The sequence below is a fragment of the Amycolatopsis sp. A133 genome (assembly GCF_031082405.1).
Lineage (GTDB): Bacteria > Actinomycetota > Actinomycetes > Mycobacteriales > Pseudonocardiaceae > Amycolatopsis.
This window is the reverse complement of record NZ_JAVHJU010000025.1, coordinates 1-25,738: the sequence shown is the minus strand read 5'-3', so window position 1 is coordinate 25,738 and position 25,738 is coordinate 1. Positions and strand designations below refer to the sequence as shown.

Here is a 25,738-nt window from a genome sequence, read left to right as displayed (position 1 = left end):
CTAGCCAGTGCGGCCGGTGGCGGGCGTCACGGTGGCGAGGGAACCGTGATCCCCGGCTCGGGGGACCCCGGGCCCCGGGAACCTCAGGGGCCGAGGAACTTCCGCAGGTGGTCGACCACGGCGCCGGGCTGTTCCTCGGCCAGGAAGTGACCGCACTCGGCGAGGGCTTCGCCGGTGACGTCGGTCGCGTACTCCCGCCAGATGTCCAGGGTGGGGAGCGTGCCGAGCAGGCCGTTCGCGCCCCAGAGCGCGAGCAGTGGCTGGGTGACCCGCTTTCCGGCCTCGAAGTCGGCGTCGTCGAGTTCGGCGTCGTCGGGGAAGGAAGCGCGGTAGTCGTCGAAGCCCGCTCGGAGCGCTCCGGGCTGGGAGAAGGCGCGGACGTACTCGGCCTGCGCGTCGGCGTCGAGGGCGTGGCGCTGGTAGGTCCAGCGTTCGAAGAAGTAGCCGAGGTAGGCGGCGATGTTCTGGCCGGCCAGCAGTTCCGGCAGGTCCGGCTGGAGGTGGAAGAGCCAGTGCCAGTACGCCTTCGCGATGCCGGCGTCGAGGCGCTGCCACATCGCGCGGGTCGGCGCGATGTCGAGCACGGCCAGGCGTTCGACCTGGTCGGGCCGGTCGAGGGCCCAGCGGTGGGCGACGCGGCCGCCGCGGTCGTGCCCGGCGACGGCAACCTTCGGGAAGCCCAGGTGGTCGGCGAGCGCGGCGACGTCGGCGGCCATCGTGCGCTTGTCGTAGCCGGACCGCGGTTTGTCGGTGCGGCCGTAGCCGCGCAGGTCGGGGGCGATCACGGTGTGCGTCTCGGCGAGCGGCGCCAGGACCTTGTGCCAGCAGTGGGACGTCTGCGGCCAGCCGTGCAGCAGGAACAGCGGCGGGCCGTCCCCGGCTTGGACGTAGTGCATGCGGATGCCGTTCACCGTGGCCGGCGTGTCTAACCTGTTCATGGGGTTAGACGGTAGCGCTTCTTCTAACTGTCTTCAAGGGTTAGAATGAAGACATGGAATGGGTCTTCGACGGCGGACGGCCGTGCCTCGACCTCGTCAACACGATGCGAAGCAGGCACGAAGGCGGCGTGGAGCTGCTGACGGGCCCGGACGCGCTGGCCGAGTGGCTGGTGCTGGCCGGGTTCACGACGGGCCCGGTGCCGGTGACGGCGGGCAATGTCCTGGCGGCGAAGGCGCTGCGGGAGGCGATCGACCGGGTGCTGCTGCCGCCCGAGGTGCCGTCGGAGATGGACGTCGAACTGGTCAACAACGCGGCCGCGTCGGCCCCCGCGCCCCCGCCGCGCCTGACGCTGGTGGACGGCGTGCTCCGCCGGGAGGTCCCCGCCCCGAAGGATCCGGTGGCATCGGCGTTCGCGGCACTGGCGACGGACGCGATCGACCTGGCGACGAGCGACGCGGCGGTCCGCATCTGCGCGGCGGACGACTGCGGCCAGCGCTTCTGCGACGCCTCACCCCGCCGCAACCGCCAGTGGTGCTCGATGGCCCGGTGCGGAAACCGCGCAAAAGCCCGGGCCCACTACGCCCGCACGAACAGCCGAGACTGACCGACTCAGCCCGTGATGCCCCTCCAATCACGCGTGATGCCCCTCCAGACACGCGTGATGCCTTTCCGGACACGCGAGATCGCCGTCAGAGGTTCGGCTTCGCGCCCGGCCCGTCGCGGCGGATCAACGCTCGATACACCCGCGGGTGCGCCCGGAGCCACACGTTGAGCTTCCCGGTCCACCGCATGGGCGCGGTCCGCACCGCGGCCGGAACCGGCCTGCTCACCGCCCGCACCCAGGCCGCGAACCGCTCGAACCGGCGCTGGTCCGCTTTCGTCCACTGTAGACCGAGCAGCTCCCGCAGTGCAGGCGGCAAGGTGGCCCGGATCAAGAACAGCTGTCCCCGCTGCAACCCCCGCCACCACGCATCCGGCAGCCACTTCACCGGTTTCCGCACCGTCCGGATCGTCTCGAAGAGCGTGTCGATCGCCGCGTTCGCGCCGAAACCCGCGACCATCCCGTCGTAGTAGCGCTCGAACGCCGCCCAGTCCGGCGGCAGATCACGGTCCCGCACACCCAGCAGCCGCCCGATGTCGCGCATCTGCGCGTAGTACTCCTCGAGCTCCGAAGCAGACAGCGGCACGCCGAAAAACCGTTGCGCGTCAACAGGAGCCTTCACCAACGTCGCGTGCACCCACGCGTACGCCGCCGGATCCAGTGCACTGTAACGACGTCCGTCCGAGACGCCGGTGAACGTCCGGTGCAACGACCGCAACCGCGCGGCTTCCACGCGCGCGCCGGCCACCCCGCCGTAGACGTAGATCGACAGCGAGGCGACCGTCCGCATCAGCCGCGTCCAGGGATCCGACGTGTAGTCCGAGTGATCCCGCACGCCCGCCGCGACGACCGGGTGCGCCACCTGCAGCACCAGCACCTGTTCGGCCAAGAGCGCGTCGCGGAAGTCGCCGAAGTACTTCCACGCCGCCGTGCCGCGGACGACCGCCCGCGCCATCAGGCTCCGCGGAGCAGCATCATCAACGGCTCGGCCACCGGGGTGTCCGTCTCGCCGGTGGCCAGCCGCCGCAGCTGCAGCCCGGCGATCAGCGCCACCACCGGCCCGGCCAGCCGTCGCGGCTCCGGCACGCCCAGGGCTTCGAGGATCGTCACGGCCAGTTCGTCGTACGCCGCGAAGCAGCGCGAAGAAGCTTCGTGCAGCTCGGGATCGCGGGCCGACTGGAGGTACAGCTCGTGCGCGCCGAGTTCGTCGGCGCCGAACGGCAGCTGCGCGATCACGTGCTCGACGACCGAGGCCGCCTGCTCGACGCTCAGGCCGTCCGCGCGGTAGCCGTCGACGATCGCGCCGAGTTTTGCGGTTTCGTCTTCGACGAACAGCAGCATCGCTTCGCGCAGCAACGCGGTCTGGCTAGGGAAGTGGTAGGTCAGCGTACCGAGCGAAATCCCGGCGGCGGCCACGATCCGGCGGTTCGTCAGCCCGCCGACGCCGTGTTCGCCGACGACGGTCAGCGCGCCGCGCAGGATGGCCTCCCGGGTGCTCACCAGCTTGTCGCGGGATGCCGCTCCGGCCACCGTTCGACCTCTTCCAGTTGCGCGGCGAGGGAGATCAGCCGCTCCTCGGCGTGCGACGGGCCGAGCAGCTGCGCGCCGAGCGGCAGCCCGTCCGCCGTCTGCCCGGCCGGGACGTTGACCCCCGGCCAGCCCAGCACGTTCCACGGCCAAGCGTACGGGCAGGCGGCGATCATGGCCTGGTCGGTCTCCCAGCCGGACAGCCCGTCGAACGTGCCGATCGGCGGCGGCGGGGTGGCGGTGGTCGGGGTGAGCAGCACGTCGATGCGGCCGAACACCGAGCCGATCCGCCGGTGCAGACCCGGCTCGAGGGCGCGGGCGAGCCGCAGCGCGGGCCCGGCGAGCAGCCGGCCGTGGCCGGCGTTGCTGCGCGTGCGCGGGTCGAGCCCGGCCCGGTCGGGCACCCGCAGCGTCCAGTCGCGGACGCCGGTGAGCGAGCGCGGCAGGAACGTCAGCCCGATCAGCCCGTAGTCCGGTTCGACCTCGACGATCTCGTGGCCCAGCCCGGCGAGGGAGCCGGCGAGCCGCCGCACGTTCGCTTCGACGACCGGGTCGAGCCGGGTCTTGGTGGCGGTGAACGGGATCCGCGTGGACAGCCCGATCCGCAGCTTCCCGGGCTCGCGGGCGGCGGCCGCGCGGAACGAGCCGGGGGTCCCGGCGACGGCGTCGAGCAGCAGAGCGGCGTCTTCGACCGTGCGGGCCAGCGGGCCGAGCACGGTCAGGCCGTGGAACAGCTCGCCGCCGGTGGGGATCCGGCCGCGCTGGGTCTTGATGCCGACCAGCCCGGTCCACGCGGCCGGGATGCGCACCGAGCCGGCGCCGTCGGACCCGAGCGCGGCCGCGACGACCCCCGACGCCACCGCGGCCGCGCTCCCGCCCGAAGAACCCCCGGGGGTGTGGCCGGGGTGCCACGGGTTGCGCGTCACGCCGAAGGCCGGGCCCTCGGTGAACGGCCACTGGCCCAGCTCGGGGGTGTTCGTCTTGCCGATGATCACCGCGCCGGCTTCACGCAGCAGCGCGACGGCGGGCGCGTCGGCCGTCGCGCACGGGAACTCGCCGGAGCAGCCGAACGCCGTGGGCAGGCCGGCGAGGTCGACGTCGTCCTTGATCGCGACCGGCACGCCCAGCAGCGGCGCCCGGTTCCCGGCTTCGAGGCGCCGGTCGGCCGCTTCGGCTTCGGCGCGTGCCTCGTCGTCACGCAGGTGGCGGAAGGCGTTGAGCGTGGGCTGGCTCGCGTGCGCGCGCCCGAGCGCCGCCGCGGTGAGCTCGGCGGAGGTGACCTCACCCGCGGCGAGCTGCGCGGCCTGGGCGGCGAGGCCCGTGAAGTCGAGGCTCGTAGCGGTCATGGCGGCCCCCGAAGGTTCTCGTTCGTTCGAACGAACGTTACCGGATCCGGCGGCGGCCGACCAGCCCCGCTCTAGAGTGAGCCGGTAGCCGAGCCTGGAGGGCCGATGACGTTCGACTTCGCCGGATTCCCCGACGCCGCGCTGGCCGCGGTCCCCCGCGTCGACCTGGGCGGCTGGCCGACTCCGCTGCACGGGGCACCGCGGCTCGGCGAGGCCCTCGGTCTGCCGAACCTCCTGCTCAAGCGCGACGACGTGCACCCGCTCGGGGCGGGCGGCAACAAACTCCGCAAGCTCGAATACCACCTCGGTGCCGCCCGCGAGGCCGGCGCGGACACCGTGGTCACCTTCGGCGCGCTCCAGACCAACCACGGCCGGCAGACCGCCGCCGCGTGCGCGAAGCTCGGCCTGCGTTGCGAACTCGTGCTCACCGCCAAGGTCCCGCGGGACGGTGACGCCTACGAGCGCGGCGGCAACATCCCCCTGGACAAGCTCTTCGGCGCGACCGTCCACGTCTGTGCCGACGGCGAAGAAACCGGCCGCACCTACGACCGCCTGATCGCCGAAGCCGCCGCCGAGGGCCGGAAGGTCGCCACGATCCCGGTCGGCGGCTCCAACGACCTCGGCGCGCTCGGCTACGTCCGCGCCACGTACGAACTCGCGAAGCAGCTCGCCGATCGCGGCATCGAGCGCGCCCACCTCGTCGTCCCGCACGCCAGCGGCGGCACCGCGGCCGGGGTCGCGCTGGCCGCCGGGCTGCTCGGCGGCCTCGGCGTCGGCATCGCTTGCGTCAGCCACCCGCTCGACGAGGCCACGGAGAACCTCCGCGACCTCGTCGAAGGCGCGGCCAAGCTCCTGGGCGTCGAACCGCCGTCGCTCGCGCACACAAAAATGAGCGACTCCACGCTCGGCCCCGGCTACGGCATCCCGACCGACGCGGTCTGGAACGCTCTACGGCTTTTCGGTCGCACCGAAGGAGTGGTGCTCGACCCGGTCTACACCGGCAAGGTGGCCGCCGCGCTGGTCGAATGGGCGGGCCTCTTCGCCCCGGACGACCACGTGGTGTTCCTGCACACCGGCGGGATGCCCGGCCTGTATGGCTACGCGCCCGAATTCGCGGCGGCCGTCGAAGGCTGATTCGAGCCGGGTCGCCAGCCGCAGCAGCGAGAGCAGCAGGACGACGTCGGCGAGCAGCAGCAGCCGCTGCATGACGCCGATCGGGAAGGCGTCGGAGATCTCGCGGAACGGCTCGATCCCGGCCTCGCTCAGCCGCACGAAGACGAAGCTCAGCGCGAACAGCGCGAACGCCCCCGCGGTCAGCCGGATCGCCCGGATCAGCGCCTCCCGGTCCGGGTGGCCCTTCAGCGGTTCCAGCAGCGAAAACGCGGCACCGGGCAGGCTGCAGAACGCCACCAGGCACGCGTAGAGGTGGATCTCGCCGCTCACCGGGTCCGGCGCTTCGGGGTAGCTCGCCGGGAAGATCGCGGCGGCCGCGAGCCCGAGCGCCCACAACGCGAGCAGCAGCCGGGTCGTCCGGGACAGCGGCACGCCGGCGACCTGCAGCGCGCCGAGCACCGCGAGCGACCCGATGGCCAGCGAGAGCACGCTCGCCCCGAGCATCCCTTCGCCGCGGTCGGTCACGGTGTAGCTCGACAGCGTGTCGTACACCGGGTTGCGCGAGCTGATGATGTGCAGCACCACGGCCGTGAACAGCCCCCACCCGATCGCGCCCAGCGCGACCAGCCGCCACGGTCTCGTGCGGTTCCCCGCTTCCGTCCCCATGGCGTCCAGGGTCTCGGGAAACGCGCCACCCGTGATCAGGGAAGACCCTGAATAACCCCCTGATTGAAATCGACGAGGACGAGCGCCTGGTCGTCGTGCCGCTTCGGCCGCGGCCAGCGCTCGCCGTCCGGATCCTGCTTCTCGGCGGTGCGGACGGCGTCCAGCACGGCGTCGGGCCCGTCGGCGCGGGTGACCGCCAGCACCTCGCGCCAATCGAACAGCTCGTACTGGTCGACGCCGATGGACACGCCGTCGCTGGCGAGCAGGACGGCGTCGACGCCGTCCCGCCGCCAGCTGCGCTGGACCGCGTGCGCGGCGGCGTCCGGGTCGGCTTCGGCGACCCAGAAACCGTCGTGGGCGTTGCGACGGCGACGGACGTCGGCGCCGGTCTGGAGCATCCCGCGCCGCCGCAGCCGGGCGAGCCGGTCGTCCGAAACGACGTCGACCCCGAAGCCGCCGAAGCCGACCACCGGGCTGTCGGCGAGCACGAGCGCGTCGACGCGGTCTTCGAGCCAGCGCACGGCCGCGACCGTGCTCGACGGTGATCGCTGCGGCCGCAGGTGGTGTTCCGCCGTCACCGCGGCGATCGCGCTGGTCAGGACGTCGGTCAGAGCGGCTTCGGGTGCCTCGCGGAGGTCGTCGGCGAGGCGCCGGGCCAGCCGTTCCGCGTACCAGCCGCCCGGGGGTTGCGAGGGGTCCGCCGAAGTGGCGCCGTCGAGGACCAGCACCGCGTTGTCCAGCACGACGACGTGGTCCTCGGTCGGGCGGGGGTGGCCGTCGGCGCCCACCCCGGCCCGCTCGGCGATCACGATCTCGGGCATCACCCGACTGTACGTCCCCCGTCCGGTGGCTTCGCGCTGAGCGTGTCAACCCAGGTTGACAATCGCCGGATGTCAACGTAGGTTGACGGACATGACGGAAGCGACGGATTTGGCCGCCCGGGCGGGTGACCGCGATCCCCGGGTGGGGCTGCGCGCGGTCGCCGCGCTCCGGCGGCTGCTGGAACAACTGGAGGCCGTGCAGGTCCGCAGCGCGCGGGTGCACGGCTGGTCGTGGCAGGAAATCGCCGCCGAGCTGGGGGTCAGCCGGCAGGCCGTGCACAAGAAGTACGGGAGGCACTGATGTTCGAGAGGTTCACGGCCGACGCGCGGATGGCGGTCGTCGAGGCGCAAGTCGTCGCGCGGGAGTCCGGCTCGGTGGAGATCGGGCCCGCCCACCTGCTCGCCGGGCTGGTCAAGACCGAGGTCGGGGTGCTCGCCGAACTGGGCGTGTCCACCGACGACATCGCGGCCGAGCTGGCCCGCACTCGGCGCCGCGGCGGGGTGAGCGACGCCGACGCCGAGGCCCTCACCGAGTTCGGCATCGACGTCGAGCAGATCGTCGAACGCGTCGAGCAGACGCACGGCGAAGGCGCGCTGGCCGGGCGGCTCGGCCCGGCCAAGCGGGGGCACATCCCCTTCACCGCGCAGTCGAAGAAGACCCTGGAGCTGAGTCTCAAGGAAGCCGTCCGGATGGGGGACAAGCACCTCGGTCAGGAGCACATCCTGCTGGCGCTGGCCCAGCAGCGCGGCACCGACGACGTGCTCGCCCGGCGCGGCGCCGACTACCTGACGCTGCGCCGGGCCGTCCAGCAGCGCAGGGCGGGCTAGTGAACGGGCTGCTGCTCTTCGCGCTGCGGTTCGCGCCACACGACGAAGGGCAGCAGCACCTGCGTCAGCGGCCCGATGGCCAGCGCGTAGAGCACGGTGCCGGCCCCGACGGTCCCGCCGAGCAGGAAGCCCACCGCGACGACGGTGATCTCGATGCCGGTGCGCACCAGCCGGACCGACCAGCCGGTGCGTCCGGCGAGCCCGGTCATCAGGCCGTCGCGCGGCCCCGGGCCGAGCCGGGCGCCGACGTAGGTGGCGGTCGCGACGGCGTTCAGCGCCACCCCGCCGGCCAGCAGCACGATCTGCCACGCCAGGTCGTGCTGGTCGGGGAGCACCGCCCGCACCAGGTCGACCACCACCGAGATGACCACGACGTTGGCGATGGTGCCGATCCCGGGCCGCTGGCGCAGCGGGATCCACAGCAGCAGGACGGCCACCGAGACCAGGCCGGTCACCGTGCCGAACGTCAGCCCGGTGTGCTTCATGACGCCCTCGGCGAGCACGCTCCAGGGTTCGAGGCCCAGCCGCGCCCGGGTCACGAAGGCGACGCTGGCGCCGTAGAGGGCGAGGCCGGCCAGCAGCTGGACGCTGCGGCGGACGGGGTCACGGGTGATCCGGACGGGCCGGAGATCGATCTGAGCCACAACTCCACTATCGGGGGTAAGTGGACTGGTAAACCATAGCCAATTCCAGGATATTGGTCTTATGGAACCCTCGATCCCGCTGGGTGGACGCATCTCGGGTCCGCGATTGGCCGTCATGCTGGGCTCGTGGCGGCAAGGCTCCCGGCACGGAGCAGCGGACCTGGCCGCGGCCATCGAGCTGCAGGTCCTGGACGGCCAGCTCCCGCTCGGCACCCGGCTACCCGCCGAACGGGAGCTGGCCGACGCGCTCGGGGTGAGCCGGACGCTGATCGGCGCGGCGCTGGACCGGTTGCGGGAAAACGGGTACGTCGCCAGCCGCCGGGGGGCCGGCTCCTGGACCACCGCGCCCGGACGGCGTCGCCGCGGGCCGCTCGCGCCGGTGGGCGACGGCTCGATCGACTTCACCCACGCGTCCTCGCCGGCGATCCCCGGCACGGCCGCCGCGGTCGACACGGCCCGCGTCCGGCTCGTCGACCACCTGGGCGACCACGGTTACCAGGAACGCGGCCTGCCCGGTCTGCGGGAGCGGATCGCGCGGCGCTACACCGAGCGCGGGCTGCCGACGACGCCGGCGCAGGTCATGGTGACCAACGGCGCGCACCACGCGTTCGTCCTGGTCCTGCGGATGCTCGCCGGTCCCGGCGACCGGGTGCTGGTGGAGCAGCCGACGTACCCGAACGCACTGGAGGCGATCCGCGCCGCACACGCGATCCCGGTGCCGGTGGCGCTCGACCCGAGCGGGGCGAGCGGCTGGGACATCGCCGGGGTCGACGCGGCGCTGCGCCAGGCGTCCCCGCGGTTCGCCTACCTCGTGGTCGACTTCCAGAACCCGACCGGCCTGCGCCTGGACGCCGAAGGCCGCTCCCGGCTCGGGGCCGTGCTGGCCCGCGCCCGGACGCCGGTCGTGGTGGACGAGACGCTCGTCGAGCTGGACCTGGAAGGCGACCCGACGGCGGGGCCGCCACCGCTGGCCTCGTTCGCCGGCGACCTGGCCATCTGCGTCGGCTCGGCGTCGAAGACGCACTGGGGCGGGCTGCGGCTCGGCTGGATCCGCGCGTCGGAGGACCTGCTCGGCCGGCTGGTTTCGGCGCGCTACGCGGTCGACCTCGGGTCACCGGTGTTCGAGCAGCTGGTGCTGACCGAGCTCATGGCCGACGAAACCCTGCTGGGCCGCCGCCGCGAGGAGCTGCGCGGCTACCGCGACGCGCTGGCCGGCGCGGTGCACCGGTACCTGCCGGACTGGACGTTCACGCTGCCCGGCGGCGGCCTGTCGCTGTGGTGCCGCCTGCCGGAGCCGGTGAGCTCGCGCCTGGCGGTGGCGGCGGCGAGCCACGGCGTCCAGGTGGCGCCGGGCTCGCGCTTCGGCGTCCACGGCGGGTTGGAGCGCTGGATCCGGTTGCCGTTTTCACTGCCACCGGACCGGATCGACGAAGCCGTCCGGCGGCTGAGCGCGGCCGAAGCGTCGGTCCGCGGCACCCCGGCTTCCTTGGACGCGCCCATCGCATGAACGAACCGGTGCGCTGGATGCGAGCCTGCTCCCAGGGATGGGCGGCGTTCATGTGCATCCAGCGCACCGGTTCGTGTTCACACACCCGCTCACGGACGTGACCCCGTTCGCGGGTACCGCGGCTTCCCGGCACAGCCCCTCGACGTGCCGGGAAGCCGGCGGCTCAGGTGCGCTCTCGGTACTGCGAGTCCTCGCTCGGCGCGGTGAGCAAGGGCTCCCGGAGCGCGCCCGGTGTGGGTCCCGGCGCCGCGGGGGCAGCGCGGCGCCGGGACCGGGATCCGACCCGGCCGGGCGCGGTCGGCCGGTCGGAAAGACGGTGGTTTCGCATGGGTTTCGCCCCTGGGGGTACGTCGGACGCGCTCAGGCGTCACGAGACGTGAAAGATCCACGGATCACGTACTGGAGCAGGGGAAATGTCACGCCTCAACGGCGTGCGGGTGCGCAGTCACGATCGTGATTTGGGCGCACTTGTCCCCGGCTGCCCGGTTCGGGGTCAGTCGGGGGAGGTGGTGGGCAGGGCGGCTTCCCTGCCTGCGCCGTCGACTTCGTGGTCGCGGCTGGTGCCGATCAGCTTGAGCTGCGTGGTGGTGACGTCGTCGGTGTGGACGGCGAAAGCGTGGCGGGCGCCACCGGGACCGTCGTGGCCCGGGGCGGCGGTGGGGGCCGGCGCGCTCGGCGCGGTGGTGCCGCCGGGCAGGCCGGGGGTCGAGTCGCCCCCGCCGCCCGTGGCGTGCGTGCCGGAGTCGCGCGGCTGGTCCTGGACCACCGGCAGCGACGTTTGTGATTGCCGGACGACCAGGTGCACAACCGCGACCCGGGTGGTCTGCTGCGGCTCGGCCTCGGTGACACCGGCCGGGACGGTCTCGGCGACCGTAGCCGCCGGCACCTCGGTCACGACGGCCGGCCCACCGGGCACGGTGGCGGTGACGCCGCCGGCGTTCGAGCCGCCGCTGAACACCGGGCCCAGCACGTCGTCGAGGGGCAGCAGCACGGTCGCACCGGGGTAGTTCGCGGACGGCTGCGTGAGCGGCGCGAGCACGGTGTGGGAGAGCGTGTCCGTGAGGGCGCCGACCGTGCCCGTGACCGTGGACAGCGTTCCGCCGACCACGTCGAGGACGCCGCCGACGAGGCCGCCGAGCAGGTCACCGCCGGTGGCCTTCGTGGTGAACGCCGGCGCTGCGGCGGTGTCCTTTGTGGTCGCTCCGGTGACCGCGCCGAGGGTGTTGCCGACGAGGCCGCCGAGCAGGTTTCCGCCGGCCGAGGTGGCCTTCGGTGCTTCGGCGGGCTTGTTGTCCGAGGAGGTCGCCTTGGTAGGCGCCGGCTCCTGGGCGGGCTCGCTGTCCGGAGAGGCCGACTTGGTGAGCGCCGGCTCTTCGGTGGGTGCGCTGTCCGAAGAGGTGGTGGTCGGCTCTTCGGTGGGTGCGCTGTCCTTTGTGGTCTCGGACGTGGTTCCGGACGCGGTGGTCGGTGCGCTGTTCTGCTGCGTCTCGTCCGCCGGTGGCCCGGCGCTGTCGATCTTCGGCTGCAGCGCGCACGTCGCGGCGCCGGTCTCGTGGTGGTGCTTGCGGTGCCGGGCGTGCCAGAACGGCTTCGCGGCATGGTCCGCGGCATGGTCCACAGTGGAAACCACGGGCGCTTCGGGGCACGCCGGTCCGGCGGCCGCCGACGCGGTGCTGCCGGACAGCGCGGCGCCGAGCAGCCAGCCCGCGAGGGTCAGGCCGCCGGCGACCAGGATCTTGGCGGCGGGCCGCTGCAGCGACGCGGTCCACGGGCGCGGTGCGCGTACGCGCTCGTGCGGAGCTTCCGCCGAGGGGGTTTCACCCGCGGTGAGGGGCAACCGAACGCGCGCGGGAGCGCCGCGGCGTGAGTCCGCCGTGCTGCTCACCGCCACCACCACCGTCCGCGCCTGCGGCTCTCGCGATGCCCGCTCGAGCCTGTTCTTGCTGGGTCTTTCTCCGGCTAGGTCGCAGTTCCCCCGGGGCTGCACTCTTTCTAGCACCGCTCGGGAGTCTTTCACCTCTCCCGCGTTCGATCCAGCCCGCAAGGCGGAACGGCCCTACCGGACAAGGCTTCTGCGGCCGACGAGTTGATCACTCTCAGTGCCGTTCGGGTGCTCGCCTACGGCCATTCGGAGGAGTAGTGCAATTTGCAGTCGCCGGGGTTGACCTGATGTTTCGCGCGCCACGATCGCGATCCGTGCCGGTTCGGTTCCGTTCCGTGTGCACGCCGCGGTTTCGGCCAACTGACCGGAAATACGTCCGGGATGTGGGACGGACACTGGGCCGAACGGGTCGCGGGTGACGGTCGTTGTGCTGTGCCGAAACCGTTTCCCCCGCGGTGATCCCGGCTGCGGCTGCGGTCCGTGATCACGAAACGCCGCCGCCGTCCGGCGTCCCGCTCGCCCGAGCCTCGCCAGGCCGAGCCGCGCGCCGAGGACCTCCTGCGGCCTCGCGGCTGTCGCAGTGCGAGGTCGCCATGATCGCGGAACGTGACAATCCGGGCTGGCAAGTGGTGGACACCGCCCGACCGGCGCCGGTGCTCGACGCGCGCGGCCGGAGCGCGGCCCACCCCCGGCGCGGCGCCGGACCGGCCGGGAAAACGGTCTACCCGGCCCGTCCGCGGTCGTCAGACCAGTTTGCGCAATCGGGTGATGGCCTCGTCGATGACCTCGTTGCGCTTGCAGAACGCAAAACGCAGCAGGTGGTTCCACTCGTCCGGGTGATCGGTGAACACCTTCACGGGCACCGCGGCGACCCCGACCCGGCCGGGCAGTTCCCAGGCCAGATCGGCGGCGTCGGTGAAGCCCAGTGGCCGCACGTCTACGCAGACGAAGTAGGTGCCCGCCGTCGGCCGCACGGCGAAGCCGGCGTCCGCGAGGCCGGCCGAAAGCCGGTCGCGCTTCTCCTGCAGCGACGCGCGCAGGCCGTCGACCCAGGGCAGCTCGTGGTCGAGCGCGTGCGCGACGGCGGGCTGCAGCGGCCCGCCCGACACGAAGGTGATGAACTGCTTCGCCGCCTTCACCGCCGCGACGAGCTCCGGCGTCGAGCAGACCCAGCCGATCTTCCAGCCGGTGCAGTTGAACGTCTTGCCGGCGCTGGAGATGCTCACCGTCCGCGGCCGCATGCCGGGCAGCGTGACCAGCGGGATGTGCTCCGCGGCATCGAAGACCAGGTGCTCGTAGACCTCGTCGCAGATCGCGATGAGGTCGTGCTCGACGCAGAGCGCGGCCAGCGCCTCCAGCTCGGCGCGCGTGAACACGGTGCCGGTCGGGTTGTGCGGCGAGTTCACCAGCACCGCCCTGGTCCGCGGCGTGACGGCGGCGCGCAGGCCGTCGACGTCGAGGCCGAACCGGCCGCCGGGGCCCTCGACCAGGCCGACGACCCGGCGCTCGGCCCCCGCCATCGCCACCGCGGCGGCGTAGGAGTCGTAGTACGGCTCGATGACGATCACCTCGTCACCGGGCTCGGTCAGCGCCAGCAACGCTGCCGCAATGGCCTCGGTGGCGCCCGCGGTGACCAGGATCTCGGTGTCCGGGTCGTACTCGGTGCCGTAGCGCCGGCGGTGCCGGGCGATCGCGGCCCGCAGCTCGGGGCGCCCGGGCCCCGGCGGGTACTGGTTCGCCCCGCCGAACAGGGCGTTCTTCGCCGCTTCGAGCATCCCGGCCGGGCCGTCGGTGTCCGGGAAACCCTGGCCGAGGTTGACGGCGTCGTGCCGGACGGCCAGCGCCGTCATCTCGGCGAAGATGGTCGAGGTGAAGGGCCGGAGGCGGGGGACGAGAGCAGGTTCGCGCACGATCAGCCATCCTCACGGACAATGGTGATGTGGAGCAACTGACCCCCGCCAAGGTGACGCCCGCCGACCCGCCGGGCGGCGCGGCCGGCGAAGAGGAAAAGCGGCGCGGACTGCGCAAGATGAAGCTGGTCGCGCTGTCGTTCCTGATCGGCGCCACCGTCGTGTTCCTGCTGGCCAGCTGGGCCCAGTCGAGCGGCTGGCCGGGCTGGGTCGGGTACGTGCGCGCCGCGGCCGAGGCCGGCATGGTCGGCGCGCTGGCCGACTGGTTCGCCGTCACGGCGCTGTTCCGGCACCCGCTGCGGCTCAAGATCCCGCACACGGCGATCATCCCGAACAAGAAGGACGCGCTGGGCAGCAGCCTCGGCGACTTCGTCGGCTCGAACTTCCTGTCCGAGGAGGTCGTGCGCGACAAGCTCAAGCGCGTCGAGATCGCGCGGCGGCTGGGCGGCTGGCTCGCGGAGCCGGACAACGCCGAGCGCGTGACGTCCGAGCTGGCCACGGTGGTCCGGGCGGCCGTGAAGGTGCTCCGCGACGAGGACGTCCAGGCGATCATGGAGCAGGCCGTCGCGCGCCGGATCATCGACAAGCCGTGGGGCCCGCCGCTGGGCAAGATCCTGCAGGGCGTGTTCGCCGACGGCGCGCACCACAAGCTCGTGGACCTGATGTGCGACCGCGCCTACGAGTGGGTGCGCGACAACCACACGACGATGCTGCGCGTGGTGTCGGACCGGGCGCCGAGCTGGTCGCCGAAGTTCGTCGACGAGATGCTCGCGGACAAGGTCTACGGCGAGGTGCTGTCCTTCACCTGGGCGGTGAAGACCGACGTCAACCACCCGATGCGGCTGGCGCTGGACAAGTTCCTCGGCGAGTTCGCCCAGGACCTGCAGACCGACCCGGAGGTGATGGCCCGCGCCGAGCAGGTGAAGGGCCAGATCGTGCACCACGAGGAGGTGCAGCGGCTGATCGGCTCGGCTTGGAGCACGGCCAAGGAGATGCTGCTCAACGCGGCCGAGGACCCGTCGAGCGAGCTGCGCCGGCGCGTCCGGCTGGGGCTCACGTCGCTGGGGCAGCGGCTGATCACCGACGACCAGCTGCGCGACAAGGCCGACGGCTGGGTCGAGGGAGCCGCGGCGTACCTCGTGAAGAACTACTCACGGGAGATCACCACGATCATCACCGACACGGTCGAGCGCTGGGACGCCGAGGAGACGTCTCGCAAGATCGAGCTCCAGGTGGGCCGCGACCTGCAGTTCATCCGGATCAACGGCACCGTCGTGGGTGCGCTCGCCGGGCTGGTCATCTACGCCGTCGCGGAGCTGCTGTTTTAAGCAGCTTGCTCATATACCACACCTGGGGCACCTTCAAACCAGTTGTCCACAGGAAGCTGAGTTATCCCCCGGGTTATCCACAGGTTTTCACGGTGATGGCCTAACGGATGTCCACAACGTGTGGGGGCCGGGAGCCCCAAGGCGTGGATATGTGGTGCTCCGTCCCCAAGTTGTCCACAGCTGATCGAGGGTCCGCCGCTCGGATGAGGGCCGCTCAGCCCGCGGCGGCGCGGGCGCGCCAGCCCCGCGCCTTCTCCCGGTTGCCGCAGACGCGCATCGAGCACCACGTGCGCGAGCGGTTGCGCGACTCGTCGTAGAACGCCCAGAGGCACGTGTCGGCGGGGCAGATCTTCAGCCGGATCCAGTCACCGCGCACGACCAGCCGCGCGCAGGCCGCGAAGACCGCACCGACGACGTCGTCCGCGACGAGCGCCGGCCCGTCGGCGGTGAGGGAGATCCGGGTGCCGACGTCGACCCGGCCGCCGGGCAGCCGCGGGTCGCCGATCGCCGCCCGCAGGGCGTCGCGCGCCGCGCGGGCCTCGGCGGCCGGGTTGGCCTCCAGCCCGTGCCCAGCCGCCCACTCGCGCCACTGCCCGGGATCTTCGAGCAGGTCAGTGCCCTCTTCGACGTTGACCGTGTTGAGGAACTCCACCACGAAGGACGCGTCGGTGTGCACCTGCCGAGTGTACGGCGGACGGTGGTTGCCCCCGGCGGCGCTAACCCACATAATCATTTAACTGGTTACTCAAGATCGAAGGGAGCGACGATGAGTGCGGTTCCGACCCTGGGTGTGGTGGCCCTCGACTGCCCCGACCCGGTCGCGCTGGCCGGGTTCTACCGGGCGGTGCTGGAGTGGGAGGCGCCCGAAGTGGCCGAAGACGGGCACTGGGTGACCTTGCGCAACCCCGCGGGCGGCGCGGGCATCGCGTTCCAGCGGGTGGCCGATTACCGGCCGCCGGCGTGGCCGTCGACGGAGAACCCGCAGCAGCTGCACCTGGACCTGAACGTCATGGACCTGGAAGCGGCGCACCAGCGCGTGCTCGGGCTGGGGGCAAAACTGCTGGACGACAGCCCGAAGACGTTCCGCGTCTACGCCGATCCGGTGGGGCACCCGTTCTGCCTCTGCGCCTGCTGACGCGTTTTTGCGTAGGCTCGGCGGTGTGATTTGTCCGAAGTGTCAGAACCAGATGCGGACCGTGGCCAAGAACGGCGTCCACATCGACCAGTGCGACGGCTGCCGCGGGATCTTCCTGGACCGCGGTGAGCTCGAGGCGATCGTCGGTGCGGAGAGCTCGTTCTACGGCCAGCAGCCGCCACCGCTGTACCAAGGCGGCCACGGCCGTCCCGACTCCCCGCGCCCGTTCCGCGGCGGTGGTGGCTACCCGGACTCGCCCAAGGCGTACCGCGGTGGCCATCCGGACTCGCCGAAGGCGTTCCGCGGGGGCTATGCGGACTCGCCGCGGCCGCACCGCGGGTACTCCGATTCGCCGCGTCCGTACGGGCACGGGCACCGCAAGCGCAGCTTCCTCGAGAACCTCTTCGACTGAGATGGGCCTCGACCTGCGGATCTGCCCGGCGTGCGGCGAGCTGGCGGACCGCCCGGTCGTCGCGGGCAACGTCGTCACGTGCGCGAAGTGCGGGCACGAGTGGCCGTTCCGCAAGCTGCCGCTGTTCGCGCTGACCGGGCCGAGCGGCGCCGGGAAGTCGACGATGGGGCCGCTGCTGGCCGACCGGTTCGCCGGTGAGGTCGTCCTGCTGGAGCAGGACATCCTCTGGATCAGCGCCCTGCACGACGACGTCGCGGCGTTCCGCTCGGTCTGGCTGCGGATGGCGGCGATGCTGCACCAGAACGGCCGTCCGGTCGTGCTGTGCGGGACGGTGGCGCCGCCGGAGTTCGAGCCGCTGCCGGAGCGCGCGTTCTTCAGCGACATCCACTACCTGGCGCTGGTCGGGTCGCCTTCGTCGTTGCGCGCCCGGCTGCGGGCGCGCCCGGCGTGGCGCGAGTGGGACGAGGCGCGGATCGAGGAGATGCTGGAGTTCAACGACTGGCTGCGGAAGTCGGCGCCGGAACTCGGCGTCGACCTCTTCGACACCACGGACGTCTCCCCGCAGGCGACGGCCGACCACGTCGAGGAGTGGATCCGCGCGCGGCTGCCTTAGTTCGGCGTTGGTAGTTCAGCGTTGGTCCAACGGCCAGGTGCGGCCGTCCGGGGCGTCGAGCCAGAACTCCTGGTGGTCGCCGGTCACCGTGACCCCGAACCGGTCACGGTCCGGCTTGCCCAGCTCGCACCACTCGACGAAGGCTGACTCGGCGAGCTCCCACAGCGCCCGCGGACCGCCCTGGGCGACCTCGTCCGCGCCGCCGCGCTTGCGGTGGCGGACCCACGAGCCGTCCGGGTGGACCAGCGCGACGCCCGGCGCTTCGTCGTCGCCGCCTTCGCGCACCGGCCGGACGCCGGGCAGGGCCAGCCCGGCGAAGAACTCGAACTGCCGGCGGGGCTGGAGCACCGTCGACATCGGCAGCCGTGTCTGCGTCCAGTCGCCGCGCGAGGGCATCGGCAGCGGGCCGGTTTCCGGCAGCCGGTGGGCGCGAAGCGGCATGAACCGGCCGTCGCGGGCGAGGACGCGGCCCTGTGCGGTGCCGTCCCCGGCCACGATGAGCCGGACCAGCCCGGCGCCGATCGGGCGGTTCAGCGTCGTCACGATCAGGCCGCCCGGCGCGGTCTGCGCCAGCCAGGCCAGCGGGATCGAAGACACCGAGGCGGTGCACAGCACCCGGTCGAAGACCGTCCCGGCCGGGAAACCGAGCGCGCCGTCACCCACCGCGCACGCCGGGTGGTGCCCCGCCTCGGCCAGCCGTTCGCGCGCGGCCGCGACGATCACCGGGTCGATGTCCACTGTGGACACTCGGGCGGCGCCGCAGCGGTGGCTCAGCAGGGCGGCGTTGTACCCGGTGCCGGTGCCGATCTCGAGCACGCACTGCCCGTCGCGCACCCGCAGCTCCTCGAGCATGATCGCCATGATCGACGGCATGCTCGACGAGCTCGTCGGCGTGCCCGCCACCGGGCCGGTGCGCCGGGCGAACTCCCAGCGCTCCGGGTCGTCGTCGAGCTGCGTCACCAGCACGTCGCGGGAGTAGACGGTCTCCAGCCAGCCGGGATCGTCGCGGTCGACCGCCGCCCACAGCCCGCCCGCCGGCACGAAGAACCGCGGCAGGAAGACGTGGCGGGGGACCGCGCGGAAGGCGGCGATCCACTCCGGGGCGTGCAGGACGTCCTCGTCGAGCAGGTGCTCGACGAGGCGCCGCCGCAGCCGGGCCGAGCGCGTCATGGGACCACGGTAGCGGTGAGCGTCACACCCGATGGTTGCAAGCAAGGTGCTTGCAATAGCTAGCACTCGGGCGTACCGTCGAACTTGTCGCGAGGAGGTGACCGGATGACAGACACCGGTGGGACGTCAGGATCCGGCAGTCCCATGGAGAAGGTCGCGGACATCGCTTCCGACATCGGCGAGTACATCCGCCAGCAGCGCAACACCGCGAAGATCTCGCTGCGCCAGCTGTCGAAGCTCGCCGGCGTGTCCAACCCGTACCTGAGCCAGATCGAGCGCGGGGTCCGCAAGCCCAGCGCGGAGATCCTGCAGCAGATCGCCAAGGGCCTGCGCATTTCGGCGGAAGCGCTGTACGTGCAGGCCGGAATCCTCGACCTGCCGACGGGCGGGCCGGTGGGTGACGCGATCCGCGCCGACGCCGAGCTGACCGAACGGCAGAAACAGGTCCTGCTCGACGTCTACGAGTCCTTCCGCCGGGAGAACGCCGCGGCACGGCCGGCCGCCTCTCCCGCCGCGGAGACCCCGCACACATCTTCAGCCGCGTATCCCAAGGAGTCAGCATGACCACCCCCAAGACCGAAGACGTCAAGAAGGCCGTCACCACCGCCCTCGACCAGGTCCGCACCCCGCTGCTCGCCGCGCTCGGCGCCGGCAACCTGGCCACCCACGCCGTCACCGACGCCGTGGCGAAGGCCAAGGAGAACGTGACCAAGAGCAGCGAGGCCGCCCGCAAGAACCTGCAGGAGCTGCCGACCGACGTGGAGAGCCTCCGCGAGAAGCTGGACCCGGCCGAGCTCCGCAAGGTCATCGACGAGTACACCGAGGCCGCGCTCAAGCTGTACAACAAGCTGGCCGAGTCGGGCGAGCAGGCGTGGGACAAGCTCGCCACGCAGCCGCAGGTCAAGAAGGCCATCGAGCAGCTCGAGGAGGCCCTGACCACCGCGCAGGGCCAGGTCGAGGTCGTCGGGGGCGAGGTCCGCGAGCGCGTCGACGGCGTGCTGGCCAAGGTGACCAAGCGCACCCGCTCGGCCGGCGAGAAGACCGCCCGCAAGGTGACCGAGGTCGCCGGCGACACCGCCGACGCCATCGAGGAGCTGGGTGACGACGTCGCCCACGAGACCCGTTCGGCGAGCCGCCGGGTCGCGAACAAGACGGCCCCGAAGACGGCCACCCCGGCCCGCCGCACGACCACGTCGACCACCACCGGCACCGCCGCCAAGAAGCCGGCCGCGCCGAAGACCGACAAGTGACATCGCCGTGAACACCCGGCCCCGCCACCGGACCCCCGGTGGCGGGGCCGGGGTCGTTCGGGCGGTTTGCCGTAAGCTGTCGCTGTGCTAGTCGCCATCTGGATCCTCAATGTCATCCACTGGGGCAGCGCGCTGGTCGGGCTCTTCGCCTTCGTGCACGCGCTGCTCCAGCGCGCCGACGCCTACTCCGCGGCCGACCGCAAGACCAAGCCCATCTGGATGCTGATCACCGGAGGCGCGACGCTCGCCATGGTGCTGTTCCCCGTGATGGGCCCCGGGATGATCTTCTACGTGCCCGCCATGGCCGCGGCCCTGGTCTACATCGTGGACGTCCGCCCGAAGCTGATCGAAGTCCAACGCGGCGGCTCCAGCTGGTGAGCTCCGGCCCGGCGCTGGTGTGCGTGGTGTGCGCCCGGTCTGCCGGCGTTCGTGCCGGGTGAGCTGCCTTCTCTGCGGCGGGTGATCCGCCTTCCGGTTGGCCCCGGGTGAGCTGCCTTTCCCGCTTCGGTTGGCTCCGGGGAGCCGCTTTCCCGCTTCGGTCTGCTGCGAGTGAGCTCCGGGGAGCCGCCTTCCCTCTCCGGTCTGCGCTGGGGGAGTCTTTCCCCGCCCCGCCCCGCCCCGCCCCGCCCCGCCCCGCCCCGCCCCGCCCCGCCCCGCCCCGCCCCGCCCCGCCGGTGCACCTCCTTCCCACCCCCGTCCAGCGCGGCGGGGGCGCTGTTTTAATGGGGTCGTGACCTGGACCATCGCCGGGAGCCTCACCGTCGTTCCCGCCCCCTCGCGTACTGACCTGCTCGCCGAGCCCGTGGCCAAGGCCCTGGCCGCGCTCGCCGACCCGGACGCCGTCGGCGTCGCGGAGATCGACCCGTCGCTCGCCGACACCGCCGCCTTCTGCGAGGCCTACGGCTCGCCGCTCGAGGCGTCCGCGAACTGCGTCGTCGTCGCCGGCAAGCGCGCCGGCGAAGTCCGCTTCGCGGCCGCGCTCGTGCTCGCGACGACTCGCGCCGACGTCAACGGCGTCATCAAGCGCCGCCTCGACGTCCGCAAGGCGTCGTTCGCCCCGATGGACGAAGCCGTCTCGCTGACCGGGATGGAGTACGGCGGCATCACGCCGGTCGGCCTGCCCGCCGAGTGGCCCATCCTGCTCGATCGCCGCGTCGCCGACGCGCCCGAGCTCGTCATCGGCAGCGGGATCCGCGGCAGCAAGCTGCTGATCTCCGGCGCCGCACTGGCCGCCTTGCCCGGCGCCGAGGTCATCGAGGACCTCGCCCGGTGACGTCCGTCTGGCTCCGGTACCTGACCGGCGCCGACATCGACGCGCTCGACGTCACGGACGCGGACATCGTCGGCGCGGTCGAGGACGTGCTCGCCGACCACGGCCGCGGTCAGGTCGTCTTCGAACCGCGTACGCACCTCGTGCCGGACAACGGCGGCAAGGGCCACTTCAACATCCTCCGCGGCCACCTGTCCGCGAAGCAGGTCAGTGGCGTGAAGGTCGTCGGTGACTTCGTGGGGAACTTCGAACGGGGCCTCCCTTCGGAAATGGCGTTGATCCTCCTGCTGGACCCGGACACCGGCATGCCGCGGGCGATCGTCGACGGCACGATGATCACCGAGGCCCGCACCGGCGCGATGACCGCCGTCGGCGCGAAGTACCTGGCCCGCCCGGATGCCCGGGTGCTCGGGCACATCGGCGCCCGCGGTACCGCCTGGTGGAACGTCGTGCTGCTGGACTCCTTGTTCGACTTCGCCGAGATCCGCGTGACCAGCAAGCGCCCGGAGTCACGCGAGGACTTCGGCCGCCGGCTGTCCGAGCGGCTCGGCAAGGACGTCCGCGTCTGCGCCACGGCCGAGGAGACCCTGGACGGCGCGGACATCCAGGTCGAGGCCTCCCGGCTCGTCGAACCCGAGGCGCTGGTGCGCCGCGAGTTCCTCCGGCCGGGCACCTTCCTGGTGCCCTACGGCACGATCAGCGCGCTCGAGCTCACGCTGCTCGACGACATCGACAAGGTCGTCGTCGACGACTGGCGCGAATCGCGGTCCGGCAACCCGCGGTTCGGCGCCCTGCGCCCGCAGCTCAACGCCGGCCTCCTCACCGCGGACCGGGTCCACGCCGAGATCGGCGACATCGTGGCGGGCAGCAAACCCGGCCGCGAGCACGACGCCGAACGGATCCTGTTCTGGCACCGCGGACTGTCCACAACGGACGTTGCGGTGGCGAACATGATCCTCACCCGTGCCGAGGCTTCCGGCGTCGGCACCATGCTGCCCTACCGATGATCGTCTCCGACAGCGAGTTCGCTGACAGTGAACGGTTGGTTCTGGACAAACCGCTGGTAGAGACGTTGACACGACGCCGGAACGCACTCTTGACAGCGCTCGCGGAGCGGGAAAAGCCGGTCTACGGCGTCAACACCGGGATGGGCCGCCTCGCGGGAGTCGCCCTCGATCCGCGGCAGCAAGCCGAACACCAGCGCAACCTGCTGATCGGCCGGGCCGTCGGCGGTCCGCCGTGGCTGCCGCCCGAGGACGTCCGCGCGCTGCTCGTCGTCCGGCTGCGCGACTTCCTGCAGCCGTGGTCGGGGGTGAGCCCGGAGCTGGTGCAGTTCCTGGTGGACCGCTTGAACGACGGTTTCACGCCCGCTGTCCCGCGCTTCGGGCTCGGCAGCTCGGGCGAGATCATCGCGCTGTCCCATGCATTCCAGACGTTCCTCGGCATCGGCACGGTCTTGGAGCGCGGCGCCGAAGTAGCGGCCGCTTCGGCACTCGCTGCCCGTGGGGTCACGCCTTATGTCTTGGGGCCGAAAGAAGGTGCTTCGCTGCTTCAGGGTTCTCCGCTGGCGGTGATGCACGCGCAGCGCGGCTGGACCGAGACCCAGCAGCTGATCGACCTGCAGACGCTCACCTCGGCGATGGCGATCGACGTGCTCGGCGCGCCGCGCGAGGTCTTTGCCCCGGTCATGGCGGGCGGCGACGACCACCTGCGGACGGTGCTGCACGAGCTGACCGGACTGGTGGGCATCGGCCCGGTGCGGCCCGATCTGGTCCAGGCCCCGCTTTCGGTGCGGGTCGCGCCACGGGCGCTGGCGCACGCCTCCCGCGTCAACGGCGACTTGCACGAGACGCAGCGCCGGTGGGGAACGATGCCGGGTGATTCGCCGTCGTTCGTCGACGGTTCGTTCGTTCCGGGAACCGCCTATCACGCGGTGGACCTCGGGTTGCGGATGGACGCAGTGACGGCCGCGCTCGTGCACCTCGGCGAAGTTTCGGTGCAGCGGACGCATCGCCTGCTGGACGAGCGGTTCAGCGGGTTGCCGTCGCAGCTGACCGCGGATCCCGGGCCGCAGGCGGGATTGGTGCCGCTGCACAAGCGAGCGGCCGGCGAATTGCATGCTTTGCGCCGGCTCGCGGCGCCGGCAACGCTCGGTTCGATCGACACCTCGGCCGGTCAGGAGGACGTGCAAGCGTTTGCGACCGCGGCGGGCGAACAGCTGCGCGCGGCGGCTTCGCACCTTTTTGCGATCACGGCTTGCGAGCTGATCACGGCGTCTCAAGCACGGCATTTGGCCGGTGGCGAGGGGGTGCCGGGGCTGCGCGCAGGGTACGGGTGGGTGCGGTCGGTGGTGCCGCCGCTGGACGGGGATCGACCGCTCGGACCCGAGGTCGAGCGCCTGATTGCCGTGTGCCGGGCCGCTTTCTTCAACGACTTGGCGACGCTCACCTGACCCGCGGGGGTCCCCCCGTCTCGACACTATCGCGCGGTGCCGACGGTTTCGGGGCTCCGGCGAAGAAATCCACCGGGTTGTCCACAGGCTTACCCAGATGTGGACAACCGGCCGCCGGACGGGGCCGAAACGGACAGGCCGGCCGGACCGGGCGCTACGTTCGTCGGTATGCGCCCTCCGGGGACGCGGACCCGGGGGAAGGAGGGATACGACGGCGGGTCCGCGTGAAGGTGAGGGTGCGGGCATACGGGCGGAAGCCAAGATCGCGATACAGAGGGAGGGCACCCACGGATTTCGGATGACCGATCACCGGATACACGACGGCTTCGCGAGCGCCGGCGTGGTGGGCCGCGAGCAGCGCGGCGAGGCACACCGCGCGGGCGAGCCCCGTACGACGGAACTCCGGCAAAGTTCCGACGGGCTCCAGCTCGCCGACGGCATTGCGCTCGTCGAGCCAGATCAGGCACTGGGCGGCGAACCGGCCGTCGGGTGCTTCCACGACCCAGTCCAGCTCGGGCCGGTACGGCCAAGCGGCCATGACGGTCCGGTAGCTCGGTCCGGTCACCCTCGACGGGTGCCAGACCGCACGGTGCACCGCCACGCGGCGGGCCAGCTCGTCCCGGCCGGCCGGCCGGACCGTGAACCCGCCGGGTACCACCGGTTCGGGCAGATCCACGAGGAGGCGAGACAGGTACGACTGGAAAACCGGGCTCTCTTGAAGCGCGTAACCGCCTCGCTCCAGAGCGGCGACGACATGCTTCTCGGCGTCGAGCACCGTGACAGCGAGCTCGGCCGCGGAGGCGGTGTCTTCGAACCAGCGGAGTACCTCGGACGCGAGTTCGGGGCGCGCCGGATCCACGAGCAGCGCCAGTTCACCGGGTAGCGAAATCCAGCCCCACGCGACGACTTCGCCATCCGCTTCCCACAGCACGGTCGGCCATTCGGCTTCCCGGCCGGCGTGCTGGAACCGCTGCCACGCGAGATCACCGATGTGCAAGGAACTCGACTTCGACCAGATCCGCTGGGCCAGGCTCTGCATGGCGCGCAGGTCCGCCGGACCGGTGTAGCCGCGGCGCGTGACGACGGGCATGGGCAGAATCGTCCTGTGCCGCGCCGGCCTTCGCCAAGCGGTTTTACCGCGGAGGTGGGTGTGGACGCCGGACTGCTGGGGCGCGCGGCGGCGATGTTCGCGGTGACAAACGTCGACGACCTCGTGCTGCTCGCGGTGTTCTTCGGCCAGGCGGCCGGACGTCGCGGCGAGCTCAAGGTCGTGGCCGGGCAGTTCCTCGGCTTCGCGGCGATCCTGGCGGTATCGGTCGCCGGGGCGCTCGGGGCCGGGCTGCTGCCGGACGGTGCCGTCCGCTGGCTGGGCGTGCTCCCGGTGCTGCTCGGAATCCGCGCGGCCTGGCGGGCGTGGCGTGAGGACGACGACGAGCCTGCGCAGGCGGCCGGCCTGCTCGGGATCGCGACGGTGTGCTTCGCCAACGGCGGCGACAACGTCGGCGTGTACGTGCCGGCGTTCGCCGCGACCGGGCCCGCGGGCCTGGTGGGCTACGTGGCGGTGTTCCTGGCGGGCGTGGCGGTGTGGTGCGCCGCGGGCCGGTTCCTGGCGACCCGTCCGGGCGTGGCGCGGGTCCTCGCGCGGTGGGGCCACGTGGTCCTGCCGGTGGTGCTGATCGCGCTCGGCGCGCTGATCCTGGTCGGCGCGTTCTAGGCGGTGGGAGGGGAGGGGGAGGGCCCCGAGAATGGCGCGGTGACCACCGGCGGCGGGAATCGGGTGCCGTCGCAGCATCGCGCAGCTGCAGCGCGGCGCAGGCGGCATCGCGCAGCGGCAGCGCGGCCCGGCGCAGGCGGCAGCGCCAGCCCGGCGCAGGCGGCAGCTGCAGCGCGGCGCAGGCGACAGCGGCAGCGCGGCGCCGGCGCCGGCGCCGGCGACAGGGGCAGCGGCAGCGCCAGCGCGGCGCAGGCGACGATGACGATCCCCGGCATCCGATGCGCCCGTAACCGCCGGCGCCGTGAAAATTCGCCGGTGCGCTCGAGGTTGCTTCGTTGTGGCGTATCCAACGGCGACACAGCCGATCACCCGGGCCAGGCGTGGGGTGATCATGAAACTGAGAACCAGAGTTCTTGCCATCATCACGTTCACCCTGTCCGCGGTCCTGGCCGTGGCCGCGCCGGCACCGGCGGCCACCGGCCCCCAGACCGTGGAACTCGCCGCTCCAGCCGGCAGCGGGCTACCGGCCTATCTGGCCGTCATCAAGCCCGTCACCGCCGAACGGCTCGGGAACAGCTGGCGCGAGGGCTGCCCGGTCGGACCCGACCAG

At 72.2% G+C, this 25,738-nt stretch carries 27 protein-coding genes and 2 pseudogenes; 17 read left to right on the top strand and 12 right to left on the bottom strand.

The genetic code is table 11. The annotated features are described in order from the left end of the window. Positions 1 to 83: 83 nt before the first annotated feature. Positions 84 to 938 carry an alpha/beta hydrolase gene (locus tag Q5425_RS18800; RefSeq protein ID WP_308673556.1) on the bottom strand — a complete coding sequence of 285 codons (855 nt, stop codon included), beginning with the start codon at positions 936 to 938 and terminating at the stop codon, positions 84 to 86. Positions 939 to 991: 53 nt separating this feature from the next. Between Q5425_RS18800 and Q5425_RS18795 the strand changes: the two genes are divergently transcribed. Beyond that, a complete protein-coding gene (locus tag Q5425_RS18795; protein WP_308673555.1) occupies positions 992 to 1,543 on the top strand; it encodes an ABATE domain-containing protein in 552 nt (183 codons plus the stop codon). Positions 1,544 to 1,628: 85 nt separating this feature from the next. Here Q5425_RS18795 and Q5425_RS18790 read toward each other — a convergent pair whose 3' ends face one another. The 3 genes from Q5425_RS18790 to Q5425_RS18780 are packed head-to-tail and all read right to left on the bottom strand — an operon-like array spanning position 1,629 to position 4,413. After that, entirely contained in the window at positions 1,629 to 2,495 is an 867-nt protein-coding gene (locus tag Q5425_RS18790) for an oxygenase MpaB family protein (RefSeq protein WP_308673554.1), read from the bottom strand. Further along, a complete protein-coding gene (locus Q5425_RS18785) occupies positions 2,495 to 3,070 on the bottom strand; it encodes a TetR family transcriptional regulator (RefSeq protein WP_308673553.1) in 576 nt (191 codons plus the stop codon). Before Q5425_RS18785 ends, Q5425_RS18790 begins: the two co-directional genes overlap by 1 nt. Continuing rightward, positions 3,037 to 4,413: an amidase gene (locus Q5425_RS18780; protein WP_308673552.1), complete on the bottom strand. Its 1,377-nt coding sequence runs from the start codon at positions 4,411 to 4,413 to the stop codon at positions 3,037 to 3,039. Before Q5425_RS18780 ends, Q5425_RS18785 begins: the two co-directional genes overlap by 34 nt. Positions 4,414 to 4,518: 105 nt before the next feature. On the opposite strand from Q5425_RS18780, the gene Q5425_RS18775 reads away from it, so the two are divergent. After that, on the top strand, positions 4,519 to 5,547 hold the full coding sequence (locus Q5425_RS18775) for a D-cysteine desulfhydrase family protein (protein ID WP_308673551.1): 1,029 nt from the start codon (positions 4,519 to 4,521) through the stop codon (positions 5,545 to 5,547). 84 nt (positions 5,548 to 5,631) lie between these two features. On the opposite strand, the pseudogene Q5425_RS18770 reads toward Q5425_RS18775, so the two are convergent. After that, a pseudogene (locus Q5425_RS18770) lies at positions 5,632 to 6,192 on the bottom strand (DUF998 domain-containing protein); the annotation flags it as partial. Between the two features lie 35 nt (positions 6,193 to 6,227). After that, positions 6,228 to 7,013 (bottom strand): protein phosphatase 2C domain-containing protein, encoded by a 786-nt coding sequence (locus tag Q5425_RS18765; protein WP_308673550.1) that lies wholly within the window; start codon positions 7,011 to 7,013, stop codon positions 6,228 to 6,230. A 91-nt stretch (positions 7,014 to 7,104) separates the two neighbouring features. Between Q5425_RS18765 and Q5425_RS18760 the strand changes: the two genes are divergently transcribed. Together Q5425_RS18760 and Q5425_RS18755 are read left to right on the top strand one after the other, a co-directional pair. After that, positions 7,105 to 7,314: a sigma factor-like helix-turn-helix DNA-binding protein gene (locus tag Q5425_RS18760; protein ID WP_004559389.1), complete on the top strand. Its 210-nt coding sequence runs from the start codon at positions 7,105 to 7,107 to the stop codon at positions 7,312 to 7,314. Continuing rightward, the gene (locus tag Q5425_RS18755; RefSeq protein ID WP_308673548.1) at positions 7,314 to 7,841 is read left to right on the top strand and encodes a Clp protease N-terminal domain-containing protein; all 528 of its coding nucleotides are present in this window, start codon (positions 7,314 to 7,316) and stop codon (positions 7,839 to 7,841) included. The genes Q5425_RS18760 and Q5425_RS18755 overlap by 1 nt, the downstream gene beginning before the upstream one ends. On the opposite strand, the gene Q5425_RS18750 is transcribed toward Q5425_RS18755, so the two are convergent. Then, entirely contained in the window at positions 7,838 to 8,485 is a 648-nt protein-coding gene (locus Q5425_RS18750) for a hypothetical protein (protein WP_308673547.1), read from the bottom strand. The two genes, Q5425_RS18755 and Q5425_RS18750, sit on opposite strands and share 4 nt — an antisense overlap. A 61-nt stretch (positions 8,486 to 8,546) precedes the next feature. Between Q5425_RS18750 and Q5425_RS18745 the strand changes: the two genes are divergently transcribed. Beyond that, a complete protein-coding gene (locus tag Q5425_RS18745) occupies positions 8,547 to 9,992 on the top strand; it encodes a PLP-dependent aminotransferase family protein (RefSeq protein ID WP_308673546.1) in 1,446 nt (481 codons plus the stop codon). Between the two features lie 493 nt (positions 9,993 to 10,485). Here the strand turns inward: Q5425_RS18745 and Q5425_RS18740 are convergent, their stop codons facing one another. Beyond that, entirely contained in the window at positions 10,486 to 11,877 is a 1,392-nt protein-coding gene (locus Q5425_RS18740; RefSeq protein ID WP_308673545.1) for a hypothetical protein, read from the bottom strand. A 740-nt stretch (positions 11,878 to 12,617) separates the two neighbouring features. Then, positions 12,618 to 13,784: a pyridoxal phosphate-dependent aminotransferase gene (locus Q5425_RS18735; RefSeq protein WP_308673544.1), complete on the bottom strand. Its 1,167-nt coding sequence runs from the start codon at positions 13,782 to 13,784 to the stop codon at positions 12,618 to 12,620. Positions 13,785 to 13,813: 29 nt separating this feature from the next. Between Q5425_RS18735 and Q5425_RS18730 the strand changes: the two genes are divergently transcribed. Continuing rightward, complete coding sequence (locus Q5425_RS18730) at positions 13,814 to 15,112, top strand: DUF445 domain-containing protein (RefSeq protein WP_308673543.1); 1,299 nt, start codon at positions 13,814 to 13,816, stop codon at positions 15,110 to 15,112. 214 nt (positions 15,113 to 15,326) lie between these two features. On the opposite strand, the gene Q5425_RS18725 is transcribed toward Q5425_RS18730, so the two are convergent. Then, positions 15,327 to 15,788: a CGNR zinc finger domain-containing protein gene (locus Q5425_RS18725; protein ID WP_308673542.1), complete on the bottom strand. Its 462-nt coding sequence runs from the start codon at positions 15,786 to 15,788 to the stop codon at positions 15,327 to 15,329. A gap of 90 nt (positions 15,789 to 15,878) precedes the next feature. Here Q5425_RS18725 and Q5425_RS18720 point away from each other — a divergent pair, with 90 nt between their 5' ends. The 3 genes from Q5425_RS18720 to Q5425_RS18710 are packed head-to-tail and all read left to right on the top strand — an operon-like array spanning position 15,879 to position 17,272. Next, positions 15,879 to 16,247: a VOC family protein gene (locus Q5425_RS18720; protein WP_308673541.1), complete on the top strand. Its 369-nt coding sequence runs from the start codon at positions 15,879 to 15,881 to the stop codon at positions 16,245 to 16,247. A gap of 7 nt (positions 16,248 to 16,254) precedes the next feature. After that, positions 16,255 to 16,659, top strand: coding sequence for a zf-TFIIB domain-containing protein (locus tag Q5425_RS18715; RefSeq protein ID WP_308673540.1), 405 nt, complete (start codon positions 16,255 to 16,257; stop codon positions 16,657 to 16,659). 1 nt (position 16,660) lies between these two features. Beyond that, complete coding sequence (locus Q5425_RS18710; protein ID WP_308673539.1) at positions 16,661 to 17,272, top strand: nucleoside kinase; 612 nt, start codon at positions 16,661 to 16,663, stop codon at positions 17,270 to 17,272. A 15-nt stretch (positions 17,273 to 17,287) separates the two neighbouring features. Here the strand turns inward: Q5425_RS18710 and Q5425_RS18705 are convergent, their stop codons facing one another. Beyond that, positions 17,288 to 18,442: a methyltransferase domain-containing protein gene (locus Q5425_RS18705; RefSeq protein WP_308673538.1), complete on the bottom strand. Its 1,155-nt coding sequence runs from the start codon at positions 18,440 to 18,442 to the stop codon at positions 17,288 to 17,290. Between the two features lie 144 nt (positions 18,443 to 18,586). Between Q5425_RS18705 and Q5425_RS18700 the strand changes: the two genes are divergently transcribed. The 6 genes from Q5425_RS18700 to Q5425_RS18675 all read left to right on the top strand — a co-directional run bounded on the left by Q5425_RS18700 (position 18,587) and on the right by Q5425_RS18675 (position 23,414). After that, positions 18,587 to 19,006, top strand: coding sequence for a helix-turn-helix transcriptional regulator (locus Q5425_RS18700; RefSeq protein WP_308673537.1), 420 nt, complete (start codon positions 18,587 to 18,589; stop codon positions 19,004 to 19,006). Beyond that, positions 19,003 to 19,692 carry a hypothetical protein gene (locus Q5425_RS18695; RefSeq protein WP_308673536.1) on the top strand — a complete coding sequence of 230 codons (690 nt, stop codon included), beginning with the start codon at positions 19,003 to 19,005 and terminating at the stop codon, positions 19,690 to 19,692. The genes Q5425_RS18700 and Q5425_RS18695 overlap by 4 nt, the downstream gene beginning before the upstream one ends. Before the next feature lie 84 nt (positions 19,693 to 19,776). Next, the gene (locus tag Q5425_RS18690) at positions 19,777 to 20,070 is read left to right on the top strand and encodes a DUF2516 family protein (RefSeq protein ID WP_013222364.1); all 294 of its coding nucleotides are present in this window, start codon (positions 19,777 to 19,779) and stop codon (positions 20,068 to 20,070) included. A gap of 352 nt (positions 20,071 to 20,422) precedes the next feature. Next, positions 20,423 to 20,965, top strand: a complete 543-nt coding sequence (locus tag Q5425_RS18685; protein ID WP_308673534.1) for a YbaK/EbsC family protein — start codon at positions 20,423 to 20,425, stop codon at positions 20,963 to 20,965. Next, entirely contained in the window at positions 20,962 to 21,969 is a 1,008-nt protein-coding gene (locus tag Q5425_RS18680) for an ornithine cyclodeaminase family protein (RefSeq protein WP_308673533.1), read from the top strand. The genes Q5425_RS18685 and Q5425_RS18680 overlap by 4 nt, the downstream gene beginning before the upstream one ends. Continuing rightward, positions 21,966 to 23,414 carry an aromatic amino acid lyase gene (locus Q5425_RS18675; protein WP_308673532.1) on the top strand — a complete coding sequence of 483 codons (1,449 nt, stop codon included), beginning with the start codon at positions 21,966 to 21,968 and terminating at the stop codon, positions 23,412 to 23,414. Before Q5425_RS18680 ends, Q5425_RS18675 begins: the two co-directional genes overlap by 4 nt. A gap of 154 nt (positions 23,415 to 23,568) precedes the next feature. Here the strand turns inward: Q5425_RS18675 and Q5425_RS18670 are convergent, their stop codons facing one another. After that, positions 23,569 to 24,504: a GNAT family N-acetyltransferase gene (locus Q5425_RS18670; RefSeq protein ID WP_308673531.1), complete on the bottom strand. Its 936-nt coding sequence runs from the start codon at positions 24,502 to 24,504 to the stop codon at positions 23,569 to 23,571. A 60-nt stretch (positions 24,505 to 24,564) separates the two neighbouring features. On the opposite strand from Q5425_RS18670, the gene Q5425_RS18665 reads away from it, so the two are divergent. Both Q5425_RS18665 and Q5425_RS18660 read left to right on the top strand, forming a co-directional pair. Beyond that, entirely contained in the window at positions 24,565 to 25,128 is a 564-nt protein-coding gene (locus tag Q5425_RS18665; RefSeq protein ID WP_308673530.1) for a cadmium resistance transporter, read from the top strand. A gap of 391 nt (positions 25,129 to 25,519) precedes the next feature. Next, a pseudogene (locus Q5425_RS18660) lies at positions 25,520 to 25,738 on the top strand (M15 family peptidase); the annotation flags it as partial.